This window comes from Actinoplanes derwentensis, from assembly GCF_900104725.1.
Lineage (GTDB): Bacteria > Actinomycetota > Actinomycetes > Mycobacteriales > Micromonosporaceae > Actinoplanes > Actinoplanes derwentensis.
In genome coordinates this window covers 7,673,951-7,693,285 of the sequence record NZ_LT629758.1, presented here as the reverse complement: position 1 = coordinate 7,693,285, position 19,335 = coordinate 7,673,951, and the positions used below count along the sequence as shown (strand labels likewise).

Below are 19,335 nucleotides of genomic sequence, written 5' to 3'. Positions count from 1 at the left end.
AACACATCCCAGGAGACACCTATCATGCATCAGGTCGACGCGCGGACACGAGCCGCGCTGGCCAACGCTCAGACCGCCCGCGACCGTATCCACATCACCGGCCAACTCGCCGGTGATGTGTGGAGATCCGTGGCCAGGGTGCTCATCCTGCTCGGCGGCCGCTACGAGACCAACCGCAGCGCGTTCATCTTCGAGTTCGACCCACGCCCGGCACTCCGCGCGGTCATCGCCTCCGGCATGTGTTTCTCCGCGACCAAGGATGACGGCTACGTCCCCACCCCGGACTGGCTTGCCGAGCAACTGACCACCACCTGCCCGTTCAGCGACCTGGCCCGGATGCCTCCCGGATCGCGGATCCTGGAGCCGTCAGCCGGGGACGGCCAGATCGTCCGGGCGATCCTGGAGGCCAACGACGAACTGCACGTCGTCGCCGTCGAGCCGAACACCGCCCGCGCCGCCAAACTGGACGGCCACCCTGACCGGGTCACAGTGATCGACACGACGTTCGAGGAGTACGCGGCCGGCCCGGGCAGGGCCGAACTGTTCGACGGAGTGGTCATGAACCCGCCGTTCTCGGCGCCGGGTCAACCCGCCCTCTGGATCGACCACGTGATGACGGCGTGGAACATGCTCGAACCCGGCGGCCGCCTGGTCGCGGTGGTGCCGAACGGTTTCTCCTTCCGCCGCGACCGCCAGCACAAGGACGTACGGCGGCTCGTCGAGGACTTCGGAGGATGGGAGAACCTGCCGGACGACACCTTCGACGGGCTCAAGACGTGCGTGATCTGGATGGCCCGGCCGGTGCGCGGCCATGAAGGGCTGCCGCCATACCTGTTCCGGCACTACCCGGACGCGATCGAACCGGTGCCGGTGCGCTACCCGTGGCTCACCACCCGGGCGGTGCAGGAAGCACCGGTGCAGGTGTGGCACGACCCCAGCACCAACCGGGAGCGGGTGTTCCGGTACCGGGCGCAGTGCTGGGGATGCGGGTGGCTGCTGTGGCAGTTCGACGGCAACGACGACATGGCCCTCGGCGAGCACGCCGCGCCCGCCAGCCTGGACGCTGACGAGGACGGCAAGGTCGGCCCGACCATCGGCCTGTGCATCACCTGTGCCAACACCAGCGACACCAAACGGGCCGCGGAGAAGGCCGCCCATGAGATCTGGAAGTCACCGCCGACGAAGACCGTGCCGGTGTCGGTATGGAGCCTGCTGCTCTGGAGCGGCGGGATGCTGCCGGTCAGCGACCTCGAACGCGAGCGGCACACCCGGGTACAGGCCGCCATGCGCGCCGCGTTCGGTCTCTCCGAACACACCCCCGAAACCGACCTGATCGACGTGCAGCAGGCGTGGCGCGGTGGCCGGGACCGGCTCGCGGCCCGATACCTGCAGGCGTATGCCGACCGGCTCGACGTCGACGCCGATCTGGACGACGTCGACCGGGCGGCTCTGCTGTGGCGCAGCGACCGGTACGCGCCGCCGATCGAGGTAGCCGAGACCTCGGACCCGTGGGGCGTCATGTTCGGCCAGATGCACCTGGACCTGGGCGCGGCGATCTAACCACCCCGGCGTCTACAGGCGCCTGCCCGCCGGCGAGCGCTCACACACCCACACCGGCACGGCACACGCCACGTGCGCAGCGCAAGGAGCCCTCTCCTGACCTGCAGATCTTGGTCCGGAGCAGCACCATGATCTAGCTTTGTCCAGACGTTCCGGACAGCACCGCTTGGTGTGCGAGTTCCGGCACGTGCACCACACCTAGCCATCCGGGCGCCCCCGGATGGCTGCACCCGGCCGACACAGCCGCGTACCGATCCCTCGATCCCCTCGAAACCAGAACCCACCTCGCCGTCCGGCATCGCCGGGCGGCGTTTTCGTTGGAGGCACCCAACACATGTCCGCGACTGCCGTAGCCGCCAAACCCGCCAACAGCAAGATCGAAGCCTTCACCCGTCAGGCCGTCCGTAACCAGGTCAGCGCGGAGGTGGCCACCACCAAGCTCCGCGACGCCCAAGCCGTCGCCCGGCGCGAACAACAGCGCCTCAACTACCTGGCCGCAGGGAACCAGCTGTGGACCCCACGCCGCAGCAACGGCCTCAAGTTCGTCGACATCTTCTGCGGCGCGGGCGGCTCCTCGATCGGCCTGAGTAACGCCGGGTACGAACTCCTGCTCGCCGCGAACCACTGGCGCACCGCCATCGACACCCACGCCGCTAACTTCACCAACGCCGAGCACCTGTGCGCGGACGTCAACAACTACGACTTCCGCTACCTGCCGCGCGGCGCCGACGTGCTGTGGGCGTCCCCGATCTGCACCGAACTCAGCCCCGCGGGCGGCAACGGCGGCCCGAAGCGCTACGAGGGCGGCGGCTTCGACATGGTCGAGATGCTCGGCCACGTCTCGGAAAAGGGCCGCGAGCGCACCCGAGCGACCTTCATGGACGTCATCCGCGCCACCGAAGTGTGGCGCTTCAAGGCGATCATCATCGAGAACGTCCCCGATGTCGCCGAGCGCTGGGAGTTGTTCGACTGGTGGCTCAGCGGTATGGAGCGCCTGGGCTACCACTACCAGCTCGCGTCCGTGAACAGCGCGCACGTCGGCGGCAACGGCATCCCCTACGCCCCCCAATGGCGTGACCGGCTCTACATCGTCTTCGTCCGCAAGGACATCGGCCGCAGCCCGGACGTCACCCCGAAGCCGGTGTCCTGGTGCTTCAACTGCGAGCGCCAGGTCCACGGCTTGCAGACGTGGCTGCCGAAGATGCACCAGCGCAAGTTCCTTGTCGGCCGCTACCGGCGCAACCCGAACTCCTCGTACGGCCAATACTGGTACACCTGCCCGAACGGCGGGTGCGGCCAGCGCGTCGAGCCGTACGTCCTGCCCGCTGCCACCGCCATCGACTGGTCGGATGTCGGCATTCGGATCGGTGACCTTCCCCGCACCGCCAAGAAGCCCGAGGGTCTCGCCCCGAAGACGATGGGCCGCATCCGTGCCGGGATGCGCAAGTACGGCCGCCGCCGGATGATCGCCACGGTCGCCGGGAACACCCACGAACGCCCCGGCGCCCTGCGGGCGTGGCCGGCCGACCAGACGCCGATGACCACCGCCCAGTGCTCACCAACTCTCAGCGCCGTCGTCCCGCCGAACGTCTTCTACGTCAAGAACTTCAGCGACCCGGACCCCCGGCGCATGGTCAAGGGCGTGCACGACGAGCCGCTCGGCACCGTCACCACCGTCGACCACCACGGCATCGTCACTCCGCCCCAGCCGTTCCGGGTGGCGCTCAACCACGACAGCCTGCGCCTGCACGCACTCAGCGACGAACCGCTCGCCGCCCAGACCGTCAAGCAGGGCGACGCCGTGGTCTTCCCGCCGATGTCCGTCCCCGTCGGCGGCACCTGGGCCGAAGAGCCCATCGACCTCATCGGCGGGCCCGGCCGCACTGTGATGGCCAACGGGAAGGGCTGCGAAGCCCTGGTCACCCCGTACCCCGGCGCGTTCATCGACGTCCAGCGCAACCACGCCGAAGCGCAGTCGGTCGAGGATCCATTGGCCACCATCACCACCGCCCGGCACAACGCCCTGGTCGTGCCCTACTACGGCAACGGCCAGGCCGACCTTGCCGGACACCCGCTCGGCACCGTCACCACCCACGACCGCCACGCGCTGGTCACCGCCACCGAAGCCGAACTGGCGATCCTCAACGACGACGACGTCTTCGACGCCTACTACCGAATGCTCAAGGCGCGGGAAAGCCTGAAAGCTCAGACCTTCCCGGACGACTACCTCGTCCTCGGCGGCAACGGCGAGCAGATGATGCAGGCCGGAAACGCCGTGAGCTGCAACGCCGCCCAGTGGCTCGGCGAGGCCGTTGCCGAGGTTCTCATCCCACACCCGCAGTTCTGACCACCCCGAACCCCGACGGGTCAGGGAAACCTCGCCATTTCCCTGACCCGTACCCGCTGCTCACCCGTGAAAGGACCTCACCGATGACCAAACCCGCCCCGCTCACCTGGACCGACAGCCACAGCGACGACCTGATCGAAGCCGTCAGCAAGCGCCCGCACGACGCCCCCTACACCGGCGCGCACTACACGATCGAGCACGACAGCGGATTCCGGCCCGGCCGACCGAACGAGCGCGCGCAGTGGCACCTCGACTACGTCCACGAGGACGACGAGGGCGACGCCGACTCGATACCGCTGGGCCGCTACATCGACCTCGACAGCGCGAAGGCTGCCGCCGAGGAGTACGAGCAGACGGGACAGGCACCCGCCGGCGTGCGCGGCAGAATGGCCCGGGTCCGGCTCACCAGCAGTAACGGCGTTTACGCCGACTTCCACCTCGACGAGGACGCCGCGCTCACCGTCGAAGTGGATGGCCGCGAGTACGTCGGCGTGGTCATGGCCTACGAGGACCGCCCCGTCCAGGTCGTGATCTGGCCCGACGAGAACGGCGAGGACAACGAGACCTTCACTTCGCCTGGCGTGCCGGTCCTCGTCCAGGAGCTGACCTGGCTCGACCAAGACCCTCTGGGCGCCGACAGGATCACCGCTCAGAGCAGTCGGCACTATGCGCCGTTCACCAGCGCCTTCTACGCCATCACCCACGACAGCGGCTCACATCTCGACGAGCCGAACGACGAGCCGGAATGGGCGCTGACGTTCCACCTCGAAAACGAGGAGGGGCGGGCGGGGAAGCAGCGGCTCGGGCATTACCCCGATCTCGCCGCTGCCAAGTCCGCCGCCGCCTGGTACGAACGGCGGGACGGCCGGGGGACGGACCGCCTGCGGGGCGTCGACCATCAGCCCGCGGGCGACCGCCGCGCGGTCACCGAGTCGTCCTCCGAACCGCAGCCGACGACGCCGGCCGGGGCCATCCCCGAAGCGTCGTGCCGCCGGTGCCACGAGACGTTCGTCCCCGCCGACGACGAGCACCTGGCGCGGGAGGACGGCCAGCCCTGCGGCGGAACCAGCGATCTTCGCGGCTCGTGGCACACGCCCCAGGCGGCCACGGAGTTTGTCCCCGTCGACCGGTTCGGCCAGCTCACGGTGGAGATCACCCGGGAGCAGCTGCAGGAGTGGGCGGGCCGGTCCCTGACCGATGACGACGTGTACAGCCTGGACGACGCGATCCCGAACTCGTCAATCCCGGAGGCGATCGCCGTGATCGTCGACGGGCTCGGCAGCGACGAATGAACCCAGCAACCACCGGCGGCCCGCACCACCACGGTGCGGGCCGCGGCTTTTCTCCGCCCACGACCCCACCCACGCGAGAGGAACACCCGATGATCGCGATCACCGTGCTGGACCTGCTGTCCATGCCCCGGGCGTGCCATCCCTCCAGCCCGCCCGCCCTCGGCATGCCCGGCTTCGGCACCCAGATCCTGCTGCCCGACGACGAGTCCACATTCACCGTCACCACTTGGACCGACGAGCGGTGGCGAGCCTGGAACCACAAGGTCATCAACGTGCGGGGCACCCTGACCGGCCCGGCGGCGAGGCTGGACGGACGCGGCCTGTTCGCTCTGATCCCGGGCTGCCGTTCATTCCAGCGCGGTGCCCGGCCGGGCGGCCGCGAACTCGGCTTCCACCAGGACACCACGCTCACCGCGCTCCGAGCTCTGCCGCACTCCTGCGGAGCCCAGCCGGGCCAGCGCTGCGACCTTCCGCCCTACGTACGCCGCTGCATCGCACCGACCACCACCGCCGTGCCTGCCTGACCGATCCCGGCAGGAGATGGCGCGCACCTTCTCCGGCCGGTCCACACCTTCCCGCCGCCACCTCGCGAAAGGACACGCTCGATGGAAGCAGTCAACGGTGCCCCAACGGATGCGACCGGCGACACCGCAATCACACCGGGAACACAAGCCCTCGCCCGCGTGATGCAGCTAGCGCCCGCGAAGGTGTTCAACCTGGACACCGTCGCCCGGCTGATCCGCATGATGGGCGTCAACGCGATCGCCGCCGACAGCGGCAGCGGCATCGAAGCCGTATTCGTCGGCGTCACTGCCGACGAATACGGCACACCTCGATACACGGTGCTCGTCGGGCCCGGTCAGCGATGCCGCCTCAACGGCGAAGTCATCAGCGGCGCCGTCGCGGGCGAGGTGGAGATCGTGCAGGACACCGTCGATGTCGTGCCCGTCTACCGGGTCCGCGACACCGACACCGAGGAGGAGATCGCCCAGCGGGCGGCAGCGCTGCACCACGAGGTAGTGGCCCGCCGAGCGCAGCGGGAGAAGCTCTACCACGCGCTCGCCGGCGGCGATGCGGTCGACTCCGCGCTCAACGCGTTCTGGGACCACGTGACCCAGACCGTGTTCCCCCGGGTGCACAACGGCGCCAACGACGCGGTCACCGAGCAGGCCCTACGCGACGCCGCAACCAACGCGATGCACCAGTGGCTCACGGTCAACTTCTCACTGGCCGTGCCGCAGCACCCGGAGCCAGACCACGCCACACCGCCCACGATCATCGCCAAGGCCGAGGAAGCGGAGATACGGCGGTGCAGCCCGGGCGCCATCAGCTTCGTCTCCAGCCGACCCGAGTGGCCCGGCGATTTCCAGAAAGTGCTGCACGCGGCGCTGTCCCGGGTGATCGAAGAACGCTGGGTCATCAGCGACGCCACGGTGTACGCCGGAGACACGGGCAGCGCCTACGTCACCAAGTTCGCCGGGCAGATCACGAGTCTCGACACCGAAGCCGTGCAGTTCGCCGACGGCACCCGCGTCCTGCTCGACGAAATCGTCGCGGTCACCTTCTGACTCGCCCCCGGTCCTGCAGAGGAAGGATCTGAGCATGCCGCTGGCCCGGGCCGCGACCGGGTACACGCTCCAACTGACCACCTTCCCCCACGCGGTCGGCCGACCAGCCGTCAAACCCGGCGGATGGCCCACCAAAAAGGCCGCCCTGACAGCTCTCGGACGGATGCGCGAGCGCGGTCTCAACTGCGATCCGATCATCGAGGTCAACCGTGTGATCACCCCGCTCCAGCAGGTCTGGGCGGTCACGTTCCCTGACCACTACGAGGTCACCACCGCGCTGATGACCCGCGCCGGAACCTGGCTGCGCGGCCGGATCACCGATGCGACGCCCTGCTACTGCGAGCCTCGGTGCAAGGGCGGGCACCCAGCGCCGTGGACGCTGCTCACGCCACACCCGGCCCCGGCCACCTTCACCCACGTCACCCGCACCGTCCTCGACCCCGCGCGGCAAGAGCGGTACAGGGCCAAGAGCAACGGCTCCTGCGGGCGATGGATCACTCCCGACCAATCGATCGCCCTGTGCACCTGCGGCTGGAAGGCCTACGAGAACACCCGCAGCGACGCACAAGCCGCTGCTCGCGTTCACCGCACCATCGCCGCATCACCGGCGCCCGCTGCTGCCTGATTACTTTCCGCGCCGCGTCAGGACGCTCCGGCTCGCCTGGCGCGGCACCCCAGGCTGCTCCGACCTCTCCTCGAAAGGACTCACCCTGTCGTCTGCCAACTCTGACCCGTGGAAGTCGCTGATCGCTCCGGCATCCGCCGGTGGCCACCGAGCACCACGCCCCACTGACCCGGACCCGACCAACGTGGACAAGTGGATCTTCAATCATTCGGGCGGGAAGGACGGCCCGGCCGCCCTGATCGTCGGCGCCGACCGGGCGGCGGCCGCGGGCATGCTGCACCGAGTGGTCGTGCAGTACAACGACCTCGGCGACATGGTGTGGCCGGGCACCCGCGACGCCGACGCGGACCTGGTCGCCGAGGGCTTCGAGCCGTGGCTCGTCGACCGGTTCGGTGACCGGCCTGGCTGCCGGGAGATCGCCGAGGCTCACGCCCGGCACTTCGGGCTGCGGTTCGAGGTTCGTTCCCGGGCGGGCGGGGACCTGCTCGACGAGGTCGAGCGGCGGGGCATGTTCCCGGACGCCCGTCGCCGCTGGTGCACCTCAGGCTTCAAGCGAGAGCCGGGGCAAAAGCTGCTGACCGAGGTCACCCGGGAACTCGCGCTCGACCGGCCGGCGCAGATTCTGCAGGTGTTCGGTTACCGCGCCGAGGAATCGAAGAGTCGCGCGAACCGGCCGCCGTGCGCGGTGAACACCGCGGCGTCGAACAAGACCCGCCGCCACGTCACCGACTGGTATCCGGTGCACCACTGGACCGTCGAGCAGGTGTGGGCGGAGATCCGGGCATCCGGGCTGCCGTGGGCGTGGCCGTACGACGCGGGAATGTCACGTTTGTCCTGCTCAATGTGTGTGCTCGGGTCGAAGCGGGATCTGCTCACCGCGATCCGGCTGCGGCCCGGCCTGGCCCGGCGGTACGCCGCCGTCGAGGCCCGCACCGGCCACCGGTTCCAGCAGAACCGGCCGATGGCCGCGCTGATGGCCGAGGCCGGTGTCCCGGTACGTGTGCTTCGCGACCAGCGCGGCTGGGTGATCCGGCCCGGCGACACGGTGCGCGGCCCCAGCAACGCCCGGGAGTGCCGGGTCGTCGGCGTCGACGTGGATGCCGGGCTGGTGTTCACCGACCGCTACGCCGGCCGGGGAGTGCCCGCCATGCCGACGCTGCCCGGCGATCTGCTGGTGGTGGCCGGGTGAGCCGGGTGGTCATGTCGATGGGGATGGGCGTCGATTCGGCGGCGCTTCTGCTCCGATGGTTGCTTGATCCACGGTCGCGGGATTTCGACTTGAGCGACCTGACCGTGCTGACCGCGATGACTGGTGACGAGTACACGGCCACCCGGATGCTCATGGAGAAGTACCTGCTGCCGGTGATGGCCCAGCACGCGGTGCGCTACGTGATGCTGGCCCGGGCGGGGCAGTCCGAGACCGCCGGGTACGAGGTGCTGTCGGACTCGCACAGCACCAGCCGGATGATCATGCACGGCACCCGGTGGCGGCTCAGCGACGAGCAGACCGCGGCCGGGGTGGTGCCGCAGCAGGTCCGGCACCGGCGATTTTGCAGCTACCGGGCGAAGGGTCAGGTCCTCGACTGGTGGATCGCCGACGCGCTGGGCGGCGCCGCGTACCGGCACGTCGTCGGGTTCGCCGCCGAAGAAGTCCGCCGCTCGAGCAAGGACACCAGCTACACCAGCGCGGCCCGGAACCCGTGGTATCCGCTGATCGAGTGGGGCTGGGACCGGCAGTCGTGCCTGGCGTACCTACAGGACGCGTTCGGGGTGACCTGGTCAAGATCATGTTGTGGGTACTGCCCGTTCCAGGCTGGTCCTGAGCTGGATCTGCTGTGCCAGCGATGGCGGAACGAACCCGATCGGGCCGAGCAGGCGCTGCGGCTGGAGTACACCGCGGTGGCGATCAATCCCCGGTCGCTGCTGTTCGGCAAGAAGCGGTCCGCCCGGCAGGTCGCCATCCTCGCCGGGCTGCGTGACCTCGTCGAACACGTCGACGCCGACCTGGCCGCCCAGCCGTGGGCGATCTACGACGTGCGCCGCGCCTATCCGGCTCGCCGCCTCGACAAGACGAAGCCGTCCGGGCTGGAGAACCGGGACAGCTACGCGAAGGGCCAGGGAGCCCGCTCGCTGGAACCGGTTTGCGTCGGCACCTACGACTCCACCCGCGCGACGGTGCTGGCCATGGGTGGCCAGCCCGAAGGCGAACACCAGATCGTCCGGGCCTGGACCCACCGTGCTGGGCCGCCCTACCCGAGCCGGGAGGCGTTCCTGGTCGCCGCGCCGGCCGGCGTGCCGACGAAGGTCGGACCCGCATTCCCGGCGGTGTGGGCGCAAGCCGAGGACACGCCCGTCGCGCAGTTCCGCGATCCCTGGACCAGCCACCTCCCGCTCGCGCTCGCGGCCTAACCACGAACGGAGACCATCGCGATGAACAGTCCTGACACGAGCCCCGCCCGCCACGCCCTGGCCTGGGGCACTGCTCTGCCCGACCAACTGTGCGAGGTGCTGCGCGACGACGGCGAGCCGGTCGCGGTCGGCGGGGAGGCTGACTGGCGGATCGCTGCATACCTCTACGAGCTGACCGAACCGCTGGTCACACCTGCCTCAACCGTGCCGACCGGCACCTACCTACGGCTGGTCGAGGGCAACAACGTCCGGGCGTACGCCGTCACCGGAGACGCGCGAGCCTACGTCGCGGCGATCGAGGCCGAGTACGACAGTGACCCGCAGTCCTGCGCCTGACTCACCCATCCCTGGTTCCTGCTGCTGGCCACCTCGCTTCCGGGGTGGCCAGCAGCGTTCTGCGGCGCCGCGCAGCAGCTGCGCGGCGCCGCCGACTGTGGAGGCGAACTGATGCACCTGACCTCTTCCGAGGAACTCGACCTGTTCAACGGCTGGTGCCAGCGCTGGGACCAGCACGAGGACTGCTGGCGGCACGTCGACGACGAGACGTTCCAGCCGCACCGCTACCAGGTGGTGCCGCTGGCCCACGACACCGCACGGAAGTTCACCCTCGCCCACCACTACAGCCGCGCCTGGCCGGCCGCGAAGCTGCCCTACGGCCTGATCGAGGACGGCGCTCACCTGGTCGGCACCTGCGTGCTCGGCGTACCGATGAGCCCGGCGGTGCTGACCAACCCGTTCCCAGCGCTCGAGCCCTACCAGCAGAGCGTGGAGCTTTCGCGTCTGGTGATCTTGGACCGGGTCCCTGCGAACGCCGAATCGTGGTTCGTCGCCCGCGTCTTTCGCGACATCAGCCGCATGGGCGTACGCGGAGTGGTCGCCTTCTCCGACCCGGTGCGCCGCCGCATCGGTGACCGGCCGCTGATGCCGGGCCACGTCGGCACGGTCTATCAGGCCCTCGGCGCGGTCTACACCGGCCGCGGCACCGCCCGGAAACTGACGGTGCTGCCCGGCGGCCTGGTGTTCCCCGACCGGAGCCGCCAGAAGATCATCGGCGGGGAGCAGGGGGCGAACGGGGCGATCGCCCGGCTCGTCGACATGGGCGCACCGCCGAAGCCGGCCGGGATGCCGGGCTGGGAGTGGCTCCCGGTGGCGTTGGCGGCGATCGGCGCCCGCAAGGTGTGGCACCCAGGCAACCACCGCTACTGCTGGACGATCGGACCCCGCTGGGCCCGGCGCGCGTACCCGGTGGCACTGCCGTCGCTACCGTTCCCCAAGCGGCCCGACGAGTTCGAAATCACCGGTCCGGCTCCGCTCCCGCCGATCCGCGCCGTCGCCACCATCGGCGCGCAGCCGGCGATCGCGGCGTGAGCGGGCCGCGGACGGAGGTGGACCTGCTGCGCACCGTGACCGCCGGGACGTACCCGGTGCACTGTCGTCGGCACGAGGTGTCGGGGCTCGAACAGGACACCGCCACGGCGGCCGACGCCATAAGCCCGGTCTACGGCGGGATCACTTATGTGGTCCCCTGCGGGGCGCAGAAACGGAATCGCCCGGCGCGTGCCCGGGACCTCTACCTGGGGCAGATGTTCCACCACACCTTGGTGGCCGCCGAGCGGGCCGCGGCCGCGGACACCGCCGAGTCCGGCAGTCCGGCGCGGGTCCTGATCCTGTCCGGCAGGTACGGCCTGGTCCACCCGGACCAGTTGCTGGAGCCGTACGAGCAGCGTATCGACGTTCCTGGCGCGGTCAGCGCGGCCACGATCGCCGCGCAGGCCACTGCATTCGGCATCGGCTGGCGCGCGGAGGTGTACGCGCTGCTGCCGAAGGCGTACCTGGCCCGGCTGGATGCGGCGTTGAAGCCGCTCGACGTGTACGTGCAGGACGTCTACGAGGGCTGCGGCAGCATCTTCGAGCAGCGGCGGGTCAACACGTTCGTTCGCCTGCCGGGCGCTGCGGCCGCGGACACCGACACCGCCGGGCCGGGCCTGCTGGTGTGGATCGGCGGGGATGTCAGCGCCCTGTGGGAAGGCGACCGGGTCCTCATCTCCTACGACCGGCTGCGCACGGTGAAGACGCCGCCGGTGGCCACGGCCGCGTGGGTGCTCGACTCGGGCGCGTACCGGCACCTGGAGAAGAACCGGACCTGGACGGTGTCGGCGGCCAGGTACGCGGCCGACATCCGCCGGTACGCGGCGGAGATCGGCCGGCTCGTCTGGGCGGCGCCGCAGGACTGGCCCGCCAGCCCTCGGACGCTGACAGCGACGGGCCTGACCGAGTTCGAGCATCAGATCCGCACGACGGTGTCGGTCATCCAGCTGCGGGCGGCGGACACCGGCGTGCCGATCCTGCCGGTGCTCACCGGCGCGACCCCGGCCGGTTACCTGCGGCACCTGGACATGTACCGGCGGGCCGGCGTCGACCTGCACGCCGAACCGCTGGTCGGGGTCGGCGCGTTGCTCGGCCGCCCGCGCGCGGAGGCCGCGGCGATCGTGCGGTTGCTGCACGCGGCCGGGCTGACCCGGCTGCACCTGTTCGGCGGCAAGGGGCGGCTGCTGGAAACGGTCGGGCATCTGGCCACCTCGATCGACTCGTCGGGGTGGTCGGACCAGGCCCGTCGGCGGGAAGAGCTGTGCCCGCACGGGCTGGTGAAGTGGGAACGCAACTGCCCGCAGGCGGCCCGGGAGTGGGCGGCACGGCAGGCCGCGCTCGCGGCGCGGGCCGCATCCGCCGGGCAGGACGCGGATCCGTGGGCGGGCGTACTCGCCGAGCTGCTGCCGTCGCTCTGCTGACCTGGGCCGCTTGGGCTCTGACCCCCTTGCCGCTACGGTCTCCGAACCTCCAGGACAGGCCGAGTTCCAACGTCCTGAGCTGCACGAACATGCATACCGCCGGGTGCGTTGCCCGGCGGAACCCTCCTCGAGGAAGGCACTTCGTGATCTTCGACCTGCCCCAGCCGAACCCCGCCTACACCGCCGACCTGACCGCCGCCCGCAGCGCCGCAGACCTCGCCGCCCACCACTGCGGTACCCAGGAACTCGCCGCCGCCGCCCGCATCCTGCGAGCGACGATGGGTGACCAGGCCGCCCGCCTGGTCGCCACCAAGGACACCGGCTACGACGGCCAGCCCAACATCACCCTCCTGTTGCTGTTCGACGCCTACGGCACCCTGCTGTGGTTCAACCCGGAATTCCGCTACGACCTGGCCCGCAACTACCCCGGCGCCGCCCACATCGGCGACGACATCGGCAACCCGCCCACCGGCCTGAGCGGCGATGCCGCCACCGCGGTCGAAGACCACCTCGAACTCGCCTACACCGCGTTCCAAGGCGTCAACGGCGCGCTCGACACCACCTCCGACCCGCACCTCGACCGCCATCTGAACCTGATCGTCCTCGACATCAGCGAAGCGCTCGACCAACCGAAGGCCCAGCCGACCTTCGCCGGCCTGCTCACCCTCGCCCAAGGCCTCGCCGAGCTTCACCACGACGGCGAACGGCTCCCCGACGGCACCGAATACCTGCTGGAGGGCGACGAGGCCGCGTCTCTGCTGCGCGTGCACATCGAGGCCGCCCGCGACCTTCTCCGCCGCTGACCCCCATCTGCTCCCGTACCACCGCGATCGCCCGCCCCGGATCCCAACCGCGGCGGGCGATCGCGTTCCCGACCTCGACCACCTTCCGGCTCGGCCCGCAGCACGAGGCCCGCAAGCCCTGCCATTCGGAGGCACCCGACACATGGCCACCATCACCATCACCCACACCCACGAAGACGGCACCCTGCTCACCGGCTCGAAGAAGGGCGACGGCGTCTACGAGATCGTCCGCAAGCACGGCTTCGAGTGGCGCCGCAACCGTGGCATCTGCATCAATGTCAGCCGCGACCGCGACGCCAAGACCTGGTACATCAACGCGGCAGCCGATGCGCTACGGGCCGCCAGCCACGAGGTCATCATCGAGATCGACAACACCGCCCGGCCCACCGCCGTTGTTGAAGCCGAGCGCCGAGAACGAGCCGACGACCGCGTCGACCGGCTCACCGAGCGAGCCGGGAAGGCCCACGCCGCCGGCGACGCTCGCCGCGACGCCAGCCGCCGCATAACCGACGGGATCCCGTTCGGGCAGCCCGTCCAACCGCCCGGCCACCACTCACGCAAAGCGCACCTCAACGCCCTCGACCGCGTGCAGAACCACCGCGACAAGGCCGTCCAGCAGTGGAAGAAGGGCGAGCACCTCGCCGAGCGTGCAGCGGGCGCGGCCGCTAACCAGACGCACCGGGACAGCCCGCGCACGATCATGCGCCGCATCGAGAAACTGGAAGCCGATATCCGGCGCTACCAACGCGAGCTTGACGGGTACGAGCGCAACTTCACTAACGGGCGCGGCGAGATCGTCCAGGTGGAGAAGCACCCCGCGGCCACCGGCTCACGTCGTGAGGACCTTCGTCGGTGGATCGCCGAGGAGACGGAGAAGATCACCTACTGGCGTGGCCAGCTCGACGAACACGCGACCGCAGGCACGTTTGTCGCGTGGGTCCGAGAGCACTTCGTCGTCGGCGACCGGGTACGCCACGCGGGGTTCCGAGACTGGTACGAGGTGACCCGGGTCAACGCGAAATCGGTCAGCGTCAAGAGCGACGGCTGGCCCCGCACGATCCCGTGGGACAAGGTGGCCGGCCGCCGCCGCGACGGCATGCAGTGGGACACCCCCAACGGTGAACCCTGGCCGGTCGACTTGGCCCGCAAGGTGGCCCGCTGGCCCGGACTGGCGCGCGAACTGGACCGCCACGACTACGGCGACGAGGCGATGCGCCAGCGGATCCGAATCGCGATGGCCCGCTGCCTTGTGCTCGGCCTAGACCTGCAGGCAACGGCAGCGGAGGTCGACGCCTTCCTGGCCAACGTGCCCGATCTGGCGACCGAACGACAGGTCCAGGCCGCGTTCGTCGACGTCTACGACCGGCTGACCGCCGGAGAACTGCCGCGCGACGTGCAGGCCTCCTTCATCCCCATCCAGTTGAAGGCACAATGGCGGATGCCCGACCGCGAGCCGGAACGCCGCCCTGCTGCCCGGACCGGGCGTCTCACCCACGACATCCCCGCCGTCGCGCCGGGCGACCTAGTCGCCGGCTGGTACGAGTGGGGCCCGAACACCCGGCTGATGCGCGGGTTCTGCGGCCCGGTCGCCGCGGTATCGGAGGTGCAAAACCGGCGCGAGCGCGGCGAGTTCGCGACGATCACGCTGACCAGCGGGCAGGAGCGCACGTTCGGCCTGCCGGTCTGGCTCGCCGTTCACCCGGCAGGCACCTGGGAGGAGGAGCCTGGCGACGTGCCGGTCACCGAAGAGGCGGCAGCACCGGTGGGACCGGAAGCGAACGCGATGCCGGACGGCACCGAGGCGGCGTTGGTGGAGCAGTGGAACGCCAGCCATCCGGGCAAGCGCGAACGGGCCCGGCAGCAGGCCCTCGCCGCCGTGACCACACGGATCGTGGACGACGACCCGCAGGCTCCGCTCGCGGGATGGAGAACGGCCAGCACCGACGGCGATGCCGGATCCGGCATGGAGCAGACCGTCGACGAAGCGGCGGCCACCGGCCACGAGGTCAATGACCTGGCCGAGCACGTCGATCCTTGGGTTCCGGTGCTGATCGAGACGGGTGTGCTGCTTGCAGCGTGAGGGCGGGTTGCGGATGAGCGACCCACTCGATATCGTTGTCCGGAACATCTGGACAGATGTGTTGATAGGTCGTAAGCGAGGCCCACCATGCCCACCAGCCGTAGCGTCCCATCCGTGAACTTCCTGGAACCTCAGACGCCCTCACCGGCACCCGACCGCTCCACCGCCCCGGCGCTGCTGTTCCCCGAGGACGTCGCCGCTATCTGGACCGAGGAGCGCCGCAAGGAGGAAGGCTCTGATGCCGCCGCGGTGAAGGTGAGCATGGTGCACGACTTTCTGCGCTGGTCCAATGCCACCCCGGTAGGCGTCAAACGACGGCACCGCTACGAGGGCCACCCGATGCCGTACCCGCGCGGCATCCGTGGCCCGCGCCGGCCCGTTTGGCACGGCGATCAGGCACCCGACCTTCGGGCCTGGTGGCACGACCGGCACGCCAACGCACCCCGCGACCCGGAGGTCGTGGCCGACCGCAAACGCGAATGGGAGGAAGCCCGCACCGGCACGGCCAACCACACGAGCACTCCGAAGGAGATGCTGTTTCCCGAGGACGTCACCACGATCTGGACCGAGGAACGCCGCGCCGAGGAAGGGCCTGACGCCCCCGAGGTTGCGGTCGCAACGGTGCACAGCTTCCTGCTCTGGTCGCACCCCACGCCGACCGGTAACCGGCGCCGGCACCGCTACGAGGACCACCCGATGCCGTATCCCCGGCGTACCTGGCACACCGCCGGAGGCGGACGGCAACCGGCCTGGGGCACCGAACAGGAAGACGACCTACGCGCCTGGTGGCACGACCGGCGTGCCAACGCGCCGCACAACGATGAACGGCTCAAACAACGCGAACACGATTGGAAGGAGGCGCTCCGTGATGCCTCGACCGAGTGATCCACCCCCTGCACCTCCGCTCCCGCCGCCATGGAGGAACCCGAGTTGACTGATCCCGAAGGCACCCCACCGCCTACTCCCTGCCCGGAGTGGTGCGTCGAACATGTAGATGGTCACCACGTCGCTCACCTGGAACTCAAGGACGCGGTGAAGGGCTCGAACATCTATGTCCGACCCGTTGACCACGGAGGCGGGCAGGTCGGTCTCCAGGTAATCGTCGCGCAGGTCGAGGGATCCCAAACCACTTACATCGACCTCACCCCCGAAATGCTCACGGAGCATGCTGAATACGCAGCTCTGCAAGAGCGGCTCACCCATGATCCTGAAGAACGCCTGGGTGATTGAGCTGCGGTGATACCACGGCCAGCGCCTACCTGCCTGCACAGCGAATCAACCCCTAATCCATCCGCGACCACAGTGCTGACGCTCCACAAAAGATCCATGGCCGCGGATGTCGCGATCGAAACCCTTCGAGCCCTGGACATACGTCCAGGGCTCCTTGCATGACGGGGCACCCGACCAGCCTCACGACGCCAACCGAAACCCTCGAGCCCTGGACGCCAACGCGTCCAGGGCTCTTCCATGATCGGAGCATTGCGTGCACGAATGCGTCTCGTTCAAGAGTCCCCGGGCTGACGCTTCACCTGGGGCAACCACGGCGTCATCGACCAGGCCCGCAGGGACTTCCGGGCTCGCCGAGAGGGCGATGACCACTGTTGATGAACAAGCGCCGGAGTGAAGCCCGACAGCGATGGGCTCCGCAATCTGGCTGTATTCCGGAGCCCCACGCGTCGTGGGCTGCTGTGGGGCTCCGGTTCGCCCCGCCGCGTCAGCTCTCAGCTCCAGTCGCGGAGGCCGAGGGCGTGAATCACTACCACCTGTACCAAGACCTCGAGGAACGAGGAACTCTGTGAAGGCAAGACCTCCAAGCAGGTTGGCCCCACCCGTGAAGACCCGCCCCCAGACCCGGTGGACGCAGGCCCTGGCCATCAAGTTCGTGGTCTACCTGATCGGTTTCTTCGGGCTGATCGCCCTGGTGCCGACGTTCAGGGAGATCCTTCGCTTCCTTCTCTTCGCCGCTGGGATCGTCGTGGCCGGCGGCGTCGGTGTCTTTCTGGGCCTGATGCTCATCGGCGGGCTCAACGCTCCGCGCCGATAGGGTCCAGAGCAGAGATCATCTGAACGTGCCTGAGCTGGCCGAACGCGAGTTATCCACAGGTTGATGCACAGGGCTGGCGCGAGGCGTTCCGGGTCGGTCATCCTGGGAAGCGACGTCGGCGAGGTCACTCCAAGCGGCGCCGGCCACGCCTGCGGGAGGTGGGGCGCGGCCAGCAGAAGACACCGACGTCAACTCACTCGCCTGGGGCAGGCGTGCGGCCCATCACCCGCAGGATCAAGTTGCCACGGTGGGTTGCGGGCACACCTTCCGATGGCGGATCAGAAGGTGAGGTTGCTGGTCAGCAGCCGGGTCAGTGGCTGGCCGCCTGCCACGTCGACGGCGTACCGGTCGCGGTGGAGCCGGTGCTGGTGAACGGTGGTTTCCCGGTCGCGTTCGACGAGCCAGTACCGGGGGATCCCGGCGGTGGCGTATTCGTGGTGCTTGACGACCCAGTCCGTTGTTACGGAGTCGTCGGCAACCACTTCGACGACGAGCAGCAGCCCTTCGACGTCCGCGTACGGCGACCGCGAAGCGCGCGGTGGGTGGCCTGTCGCCCAGACCGTCAGGTCCGGGACCCGGCCGGCGCCGGCGACATCGATGCCGCAGTGGGCGACGACCTGATCGGCGGTGTGGCCGTTGGCCGTCAGCCAGGCGAAGAGCCGCGAGACCAGCATTGCGTGGCTCGGGGGCGGGAGTGGGGACACCGTCAACACGCCTTCCGCACTGAGTTCGTAGCGGTGATGCTCGTCGGCCTCCGCCATGAGTGCCAGATCGTGCAACCCGACCCGGGCCGGCATGTGCTTGCCGACGTTCTCCGCGCTCATCGAATCCCACCTCTGTCGATCATCTGTGCAGGTCAGTAGCTTTCGACTGGCTGTCGCTGCGGCTGCTGTAGAGGCTAGCGGCGACCTTCGGTGCGCTGCGGTCGAGGCGTGGTCAGGTCCTCGTCCCGATGCGTTCGGACCGGCACAGCCCGCACGTGGCGGCACGGTGCCCGATATGCCGGGGACAGGCGTCGTCTGCGCTGAGTCGCGGGGCAGGGATCGGGTCGACGGCTGTCTGCACGGCGGTCCCCCGGAACCCGGGCGACCGCTCGACCTTCTTCTGCTCCATGCGCATCCAGTTTCGCCAGGTCATGACCCAGGCATTGAGGTCGCGGCGGAGCGCCTCCGGCCCGCTTCGGGCTGACCAGTAGTCGACGAAAGCGGCTGTTTCCCGGTGTCCGACGTTCGGTGTCTCCGTTCGGCTCCAACCGATCATCTCCTCGGTGGCGTGGAAGTCCGGCGGCAGTGGGATCCCGTCGACGGCGGGGCTTCGTGAGCGAGACCGGGGTGCGCCGGATGATGGCCGGCGTGATGGCGGTGGGCTCGCGTGTGGGATGTCTCTGGAGGTAGATCTCTCCGTAGGAGAGATCTCTTTAGAAGCGTGTCCGCCTGGCGGACTGCTGGGGTCCGCCAGGCGGACTGGTTCTGTACCGCCTGGCGGACTACTTGATGGGTCCGCCTCGCGGACTGGTCCGCTGGGCGGACTACCAAACTCGGGTGAATTGCCCACGGTTGCAGAGTTCGCGGGGTGTCCGCCTGGCGGACTGTCTGCCTTCGTCGGGCGCCGTGATGCCCGTTCGGGAGGTGGCACCTGTGGCGCGCCGATCAAGAGGGTGTAGTTGGTCCGTCCGCCCTTGATCTGTTCTCGCTTGACCCAGCCGAAGGTTTCGAGGACGTTGAGCCATTCGGCCACAGTGGATCGCGAGTAGCCGGTCATGGTGGCGAGCGTCGACAGGGCTGGGGTATAGGCGGGCGGGATGACGCCGGTCTCCCA

17 protein-coding genes are annotated in these 19,335 nt (G+C 69.3%); 16 read left to right on the top strand and 1 reads right to left on the bottom strand.

The window, feature by feature from the left end; genetic code table 11:
* Positions 1–24: 24 nt before the first annotated feature.
* From BLU81_RS34100 to BLU81_RS34035, 16 genes are all read left to right on the top strand, one after another.
* Positions 25–1,560, top strand: a complete 1,536-nt coding sequence (locus BLU81_RS34100) for a methyltransferase (protein ID WP_092550695.1) — start codon at positions 25–27, stop codon at positions 1,558–1,560.
* Positions 1,561–1,894: 334 nt separating this feature from the next.
* Positions 1,895–3,907 (top strand): DNA cytosine methyltransferase, encoded by a 2,013-nt coding sequence (locus tag BLU81_RS34095; protein WP_092550693.1) that lies wholly within the window; start codon positions 1,895–1,897, stop codon positions 3,905–3,907.
* 83 nt (positions 3,908–3,990) lie between these two features.
* A complete protein-coding gene (locus BLU81_RS34090; RefSeq protein WP_092550690.1) occupies positions 3,991–5,199 on the top strand; it encodes a hypothetical protein in 1,209 nt (402 codons plus the stop codon).
* 89 nt (positions 5,200–5,288) lie between these two features.
* Positions 5,289–5,723: a hypothetical protein gene (locus BLU81_RS34085; RefSeq protein WP_092550687.1), complete on the top strand. Its 435-nt coding sequence runs from the start codon at positions 5,289–5,291 to the stop codon at positions 5,721–5,723.
* A 159-nt stretch (positions 5,724–5,882) separates the two neighbouring features.
* Positions 5,883–6,767 carry a hypothetical protein gene (locus BLU81_RS34080; protein ID WP_172890671.1) on the top strand — a complete coding sequence of 295 codons (885 nt, stop codon included), beginning with the start codon at positions 5,883–5,885 and terminating at the stop codon, positions 6,765–6,767.
* Positions 6,768–6,801: 34 nt separating this feature from the next.
* Positions 6,802–7,392, top strand: coding sequence for a hypothetical protein (locus tag BLU81_RS51010; RefSeq protein WP_231953638.1), 591 nt, complete (start codon positions 6,802–6,804; stop codon positions 7,390–7,392).
* A 184-nt stretch (positions 7,393–7,576) separates the two neighbouring features.
* Entirely contained in the window at positions 7,577–8,581 is a 1,005-nt protein-coding gene (locus BLU81_RS34075; protein ID WP_231953637.1) for a phosphoadenosine phosphosulfate reductase domain-containing protein, read from the top strand.
* A complete protein-coding gene (locus BLU81_RS34070) occupies positions 8,578–9,801 on the top strand; it encodes a hypothetical protein (RefSeq protein WP_092550678.1) in 1,224 nt (407 codons plus the stop codon). Before BLU81_RS34075 ends, BLU81_RS34070 begins: the two co-directional genes overlap by 4 nt.
* A 21-nt stretch (positions 9,802–9,822) precedes the next feature.
* On the top strand, positions 9,823–10,137 hold the full coding sequence (locus tag BLU81_RS34065; protein ID WP_092550675.1) for a hypothetical protein: 315 nt from the start codon (positions 9,823–9,825) through the stop codon (positions 10,135–10,137).
* A 111-nt stretch (positions 10,138–10,248) separates the two neighbouring features.
* The gene (locus BLU81_RS34060) at positions 10,249–11,169 is read left to right on the top strand and encodes a Mom family adenine methylcarbamoylation protein (protein WP_092550672.1); all 921 of its coding nucleotides are present in this window, start codon (positions 10,249–10,251) and stop codon (positions 11,167–11,169) included.
* Positions 11,166–12,590, top strand: coding sequence for a deazapurine DNA modification protein DpdA family protein (locus tag BLU81_RS34055; RefSeq protein WP_197686011.1), 1,425 nt, complete (start codon positions 11,166–11,168; stop codon positions 12,588–12,590). Before BLU81_RS34060 ends, BLU81_RS34055 begins: the two co-directional genes overlap by 4 nt.
* Positions 12,591–12,733: 143 nt before the next feature.
* A complete protein-coding gene (locus BLU81_RS34050) occupies positions 12,734–13,393 on the top strand; it encodes a hypothetical protein (RefSeq protein WP_092550669.1) in 660 nt (219 codons plus the stop codon).
* Positions 13,394–13,535: 142 nt separating this feature from the next.
* Complete coding sequence (locus BLU81_RS34045) at positions 13,536–15,473, top strand: DUF3560 domain-containing protein (protein WP_092550666.1); 1,938 nt, start codon at positions 13,536–13,538, stop codon at positions 15,471–15,473.
* Between the two features lie 114 nt (positions 15,474–15,587).
* On the top strand, positions 15,588–16,358 hold the full coding sequence (locus BLU81_RS34040; RefSeq protein WP_092550663.1) for a hypothetical protein: 771 nt from the start codon (positions 15,588–15,590) through the stop codon (positions 16,356–16,358).
* A 45-nt stretch (positions 16,359–16,403) separates the two neighbouring features.
* Positions 16,404–16,703, top strand: a complete 300-nt coding sequence (locus BLU81_RS48740) for a hypothetical protein (protein ID WP_157751888.1) — start codon at positions 16,404–16,406, stop codon at positions 16,701–16,703.
* A gap of 601 nt (positions 16,704–17,304) precedes the next feature.
* Entirely contained in the window at positions 17,305–17,517 is a 213-nt protein-coding gene (locus BLU81_RS34035; RefSeq protein WP_092550660.1) for a hypothetical protein, read from the top strand.
* 278 nt (positions 17,518–17,795) lie between these two features.
* On the opposite strand, the gene BLU81_RS34030 is transcribed toward BLU81_RS34035, so the two are convergent.
* Positions 17,796–18,341 carry a Uma2 family endonuclease gene (locus BLU81_RS34030; protein ID WP_092550657.1) on the bottom strand — a complete coding sequence of 182 codons (546 nt, stop codon included), beginning with the start codon at positions 18,339–18,341 and terminating at the stop codon, positions 17,796–17,798.
* Between the last annotated feature and the right edge of the window lie 994 nt (positions 18,342–19,335).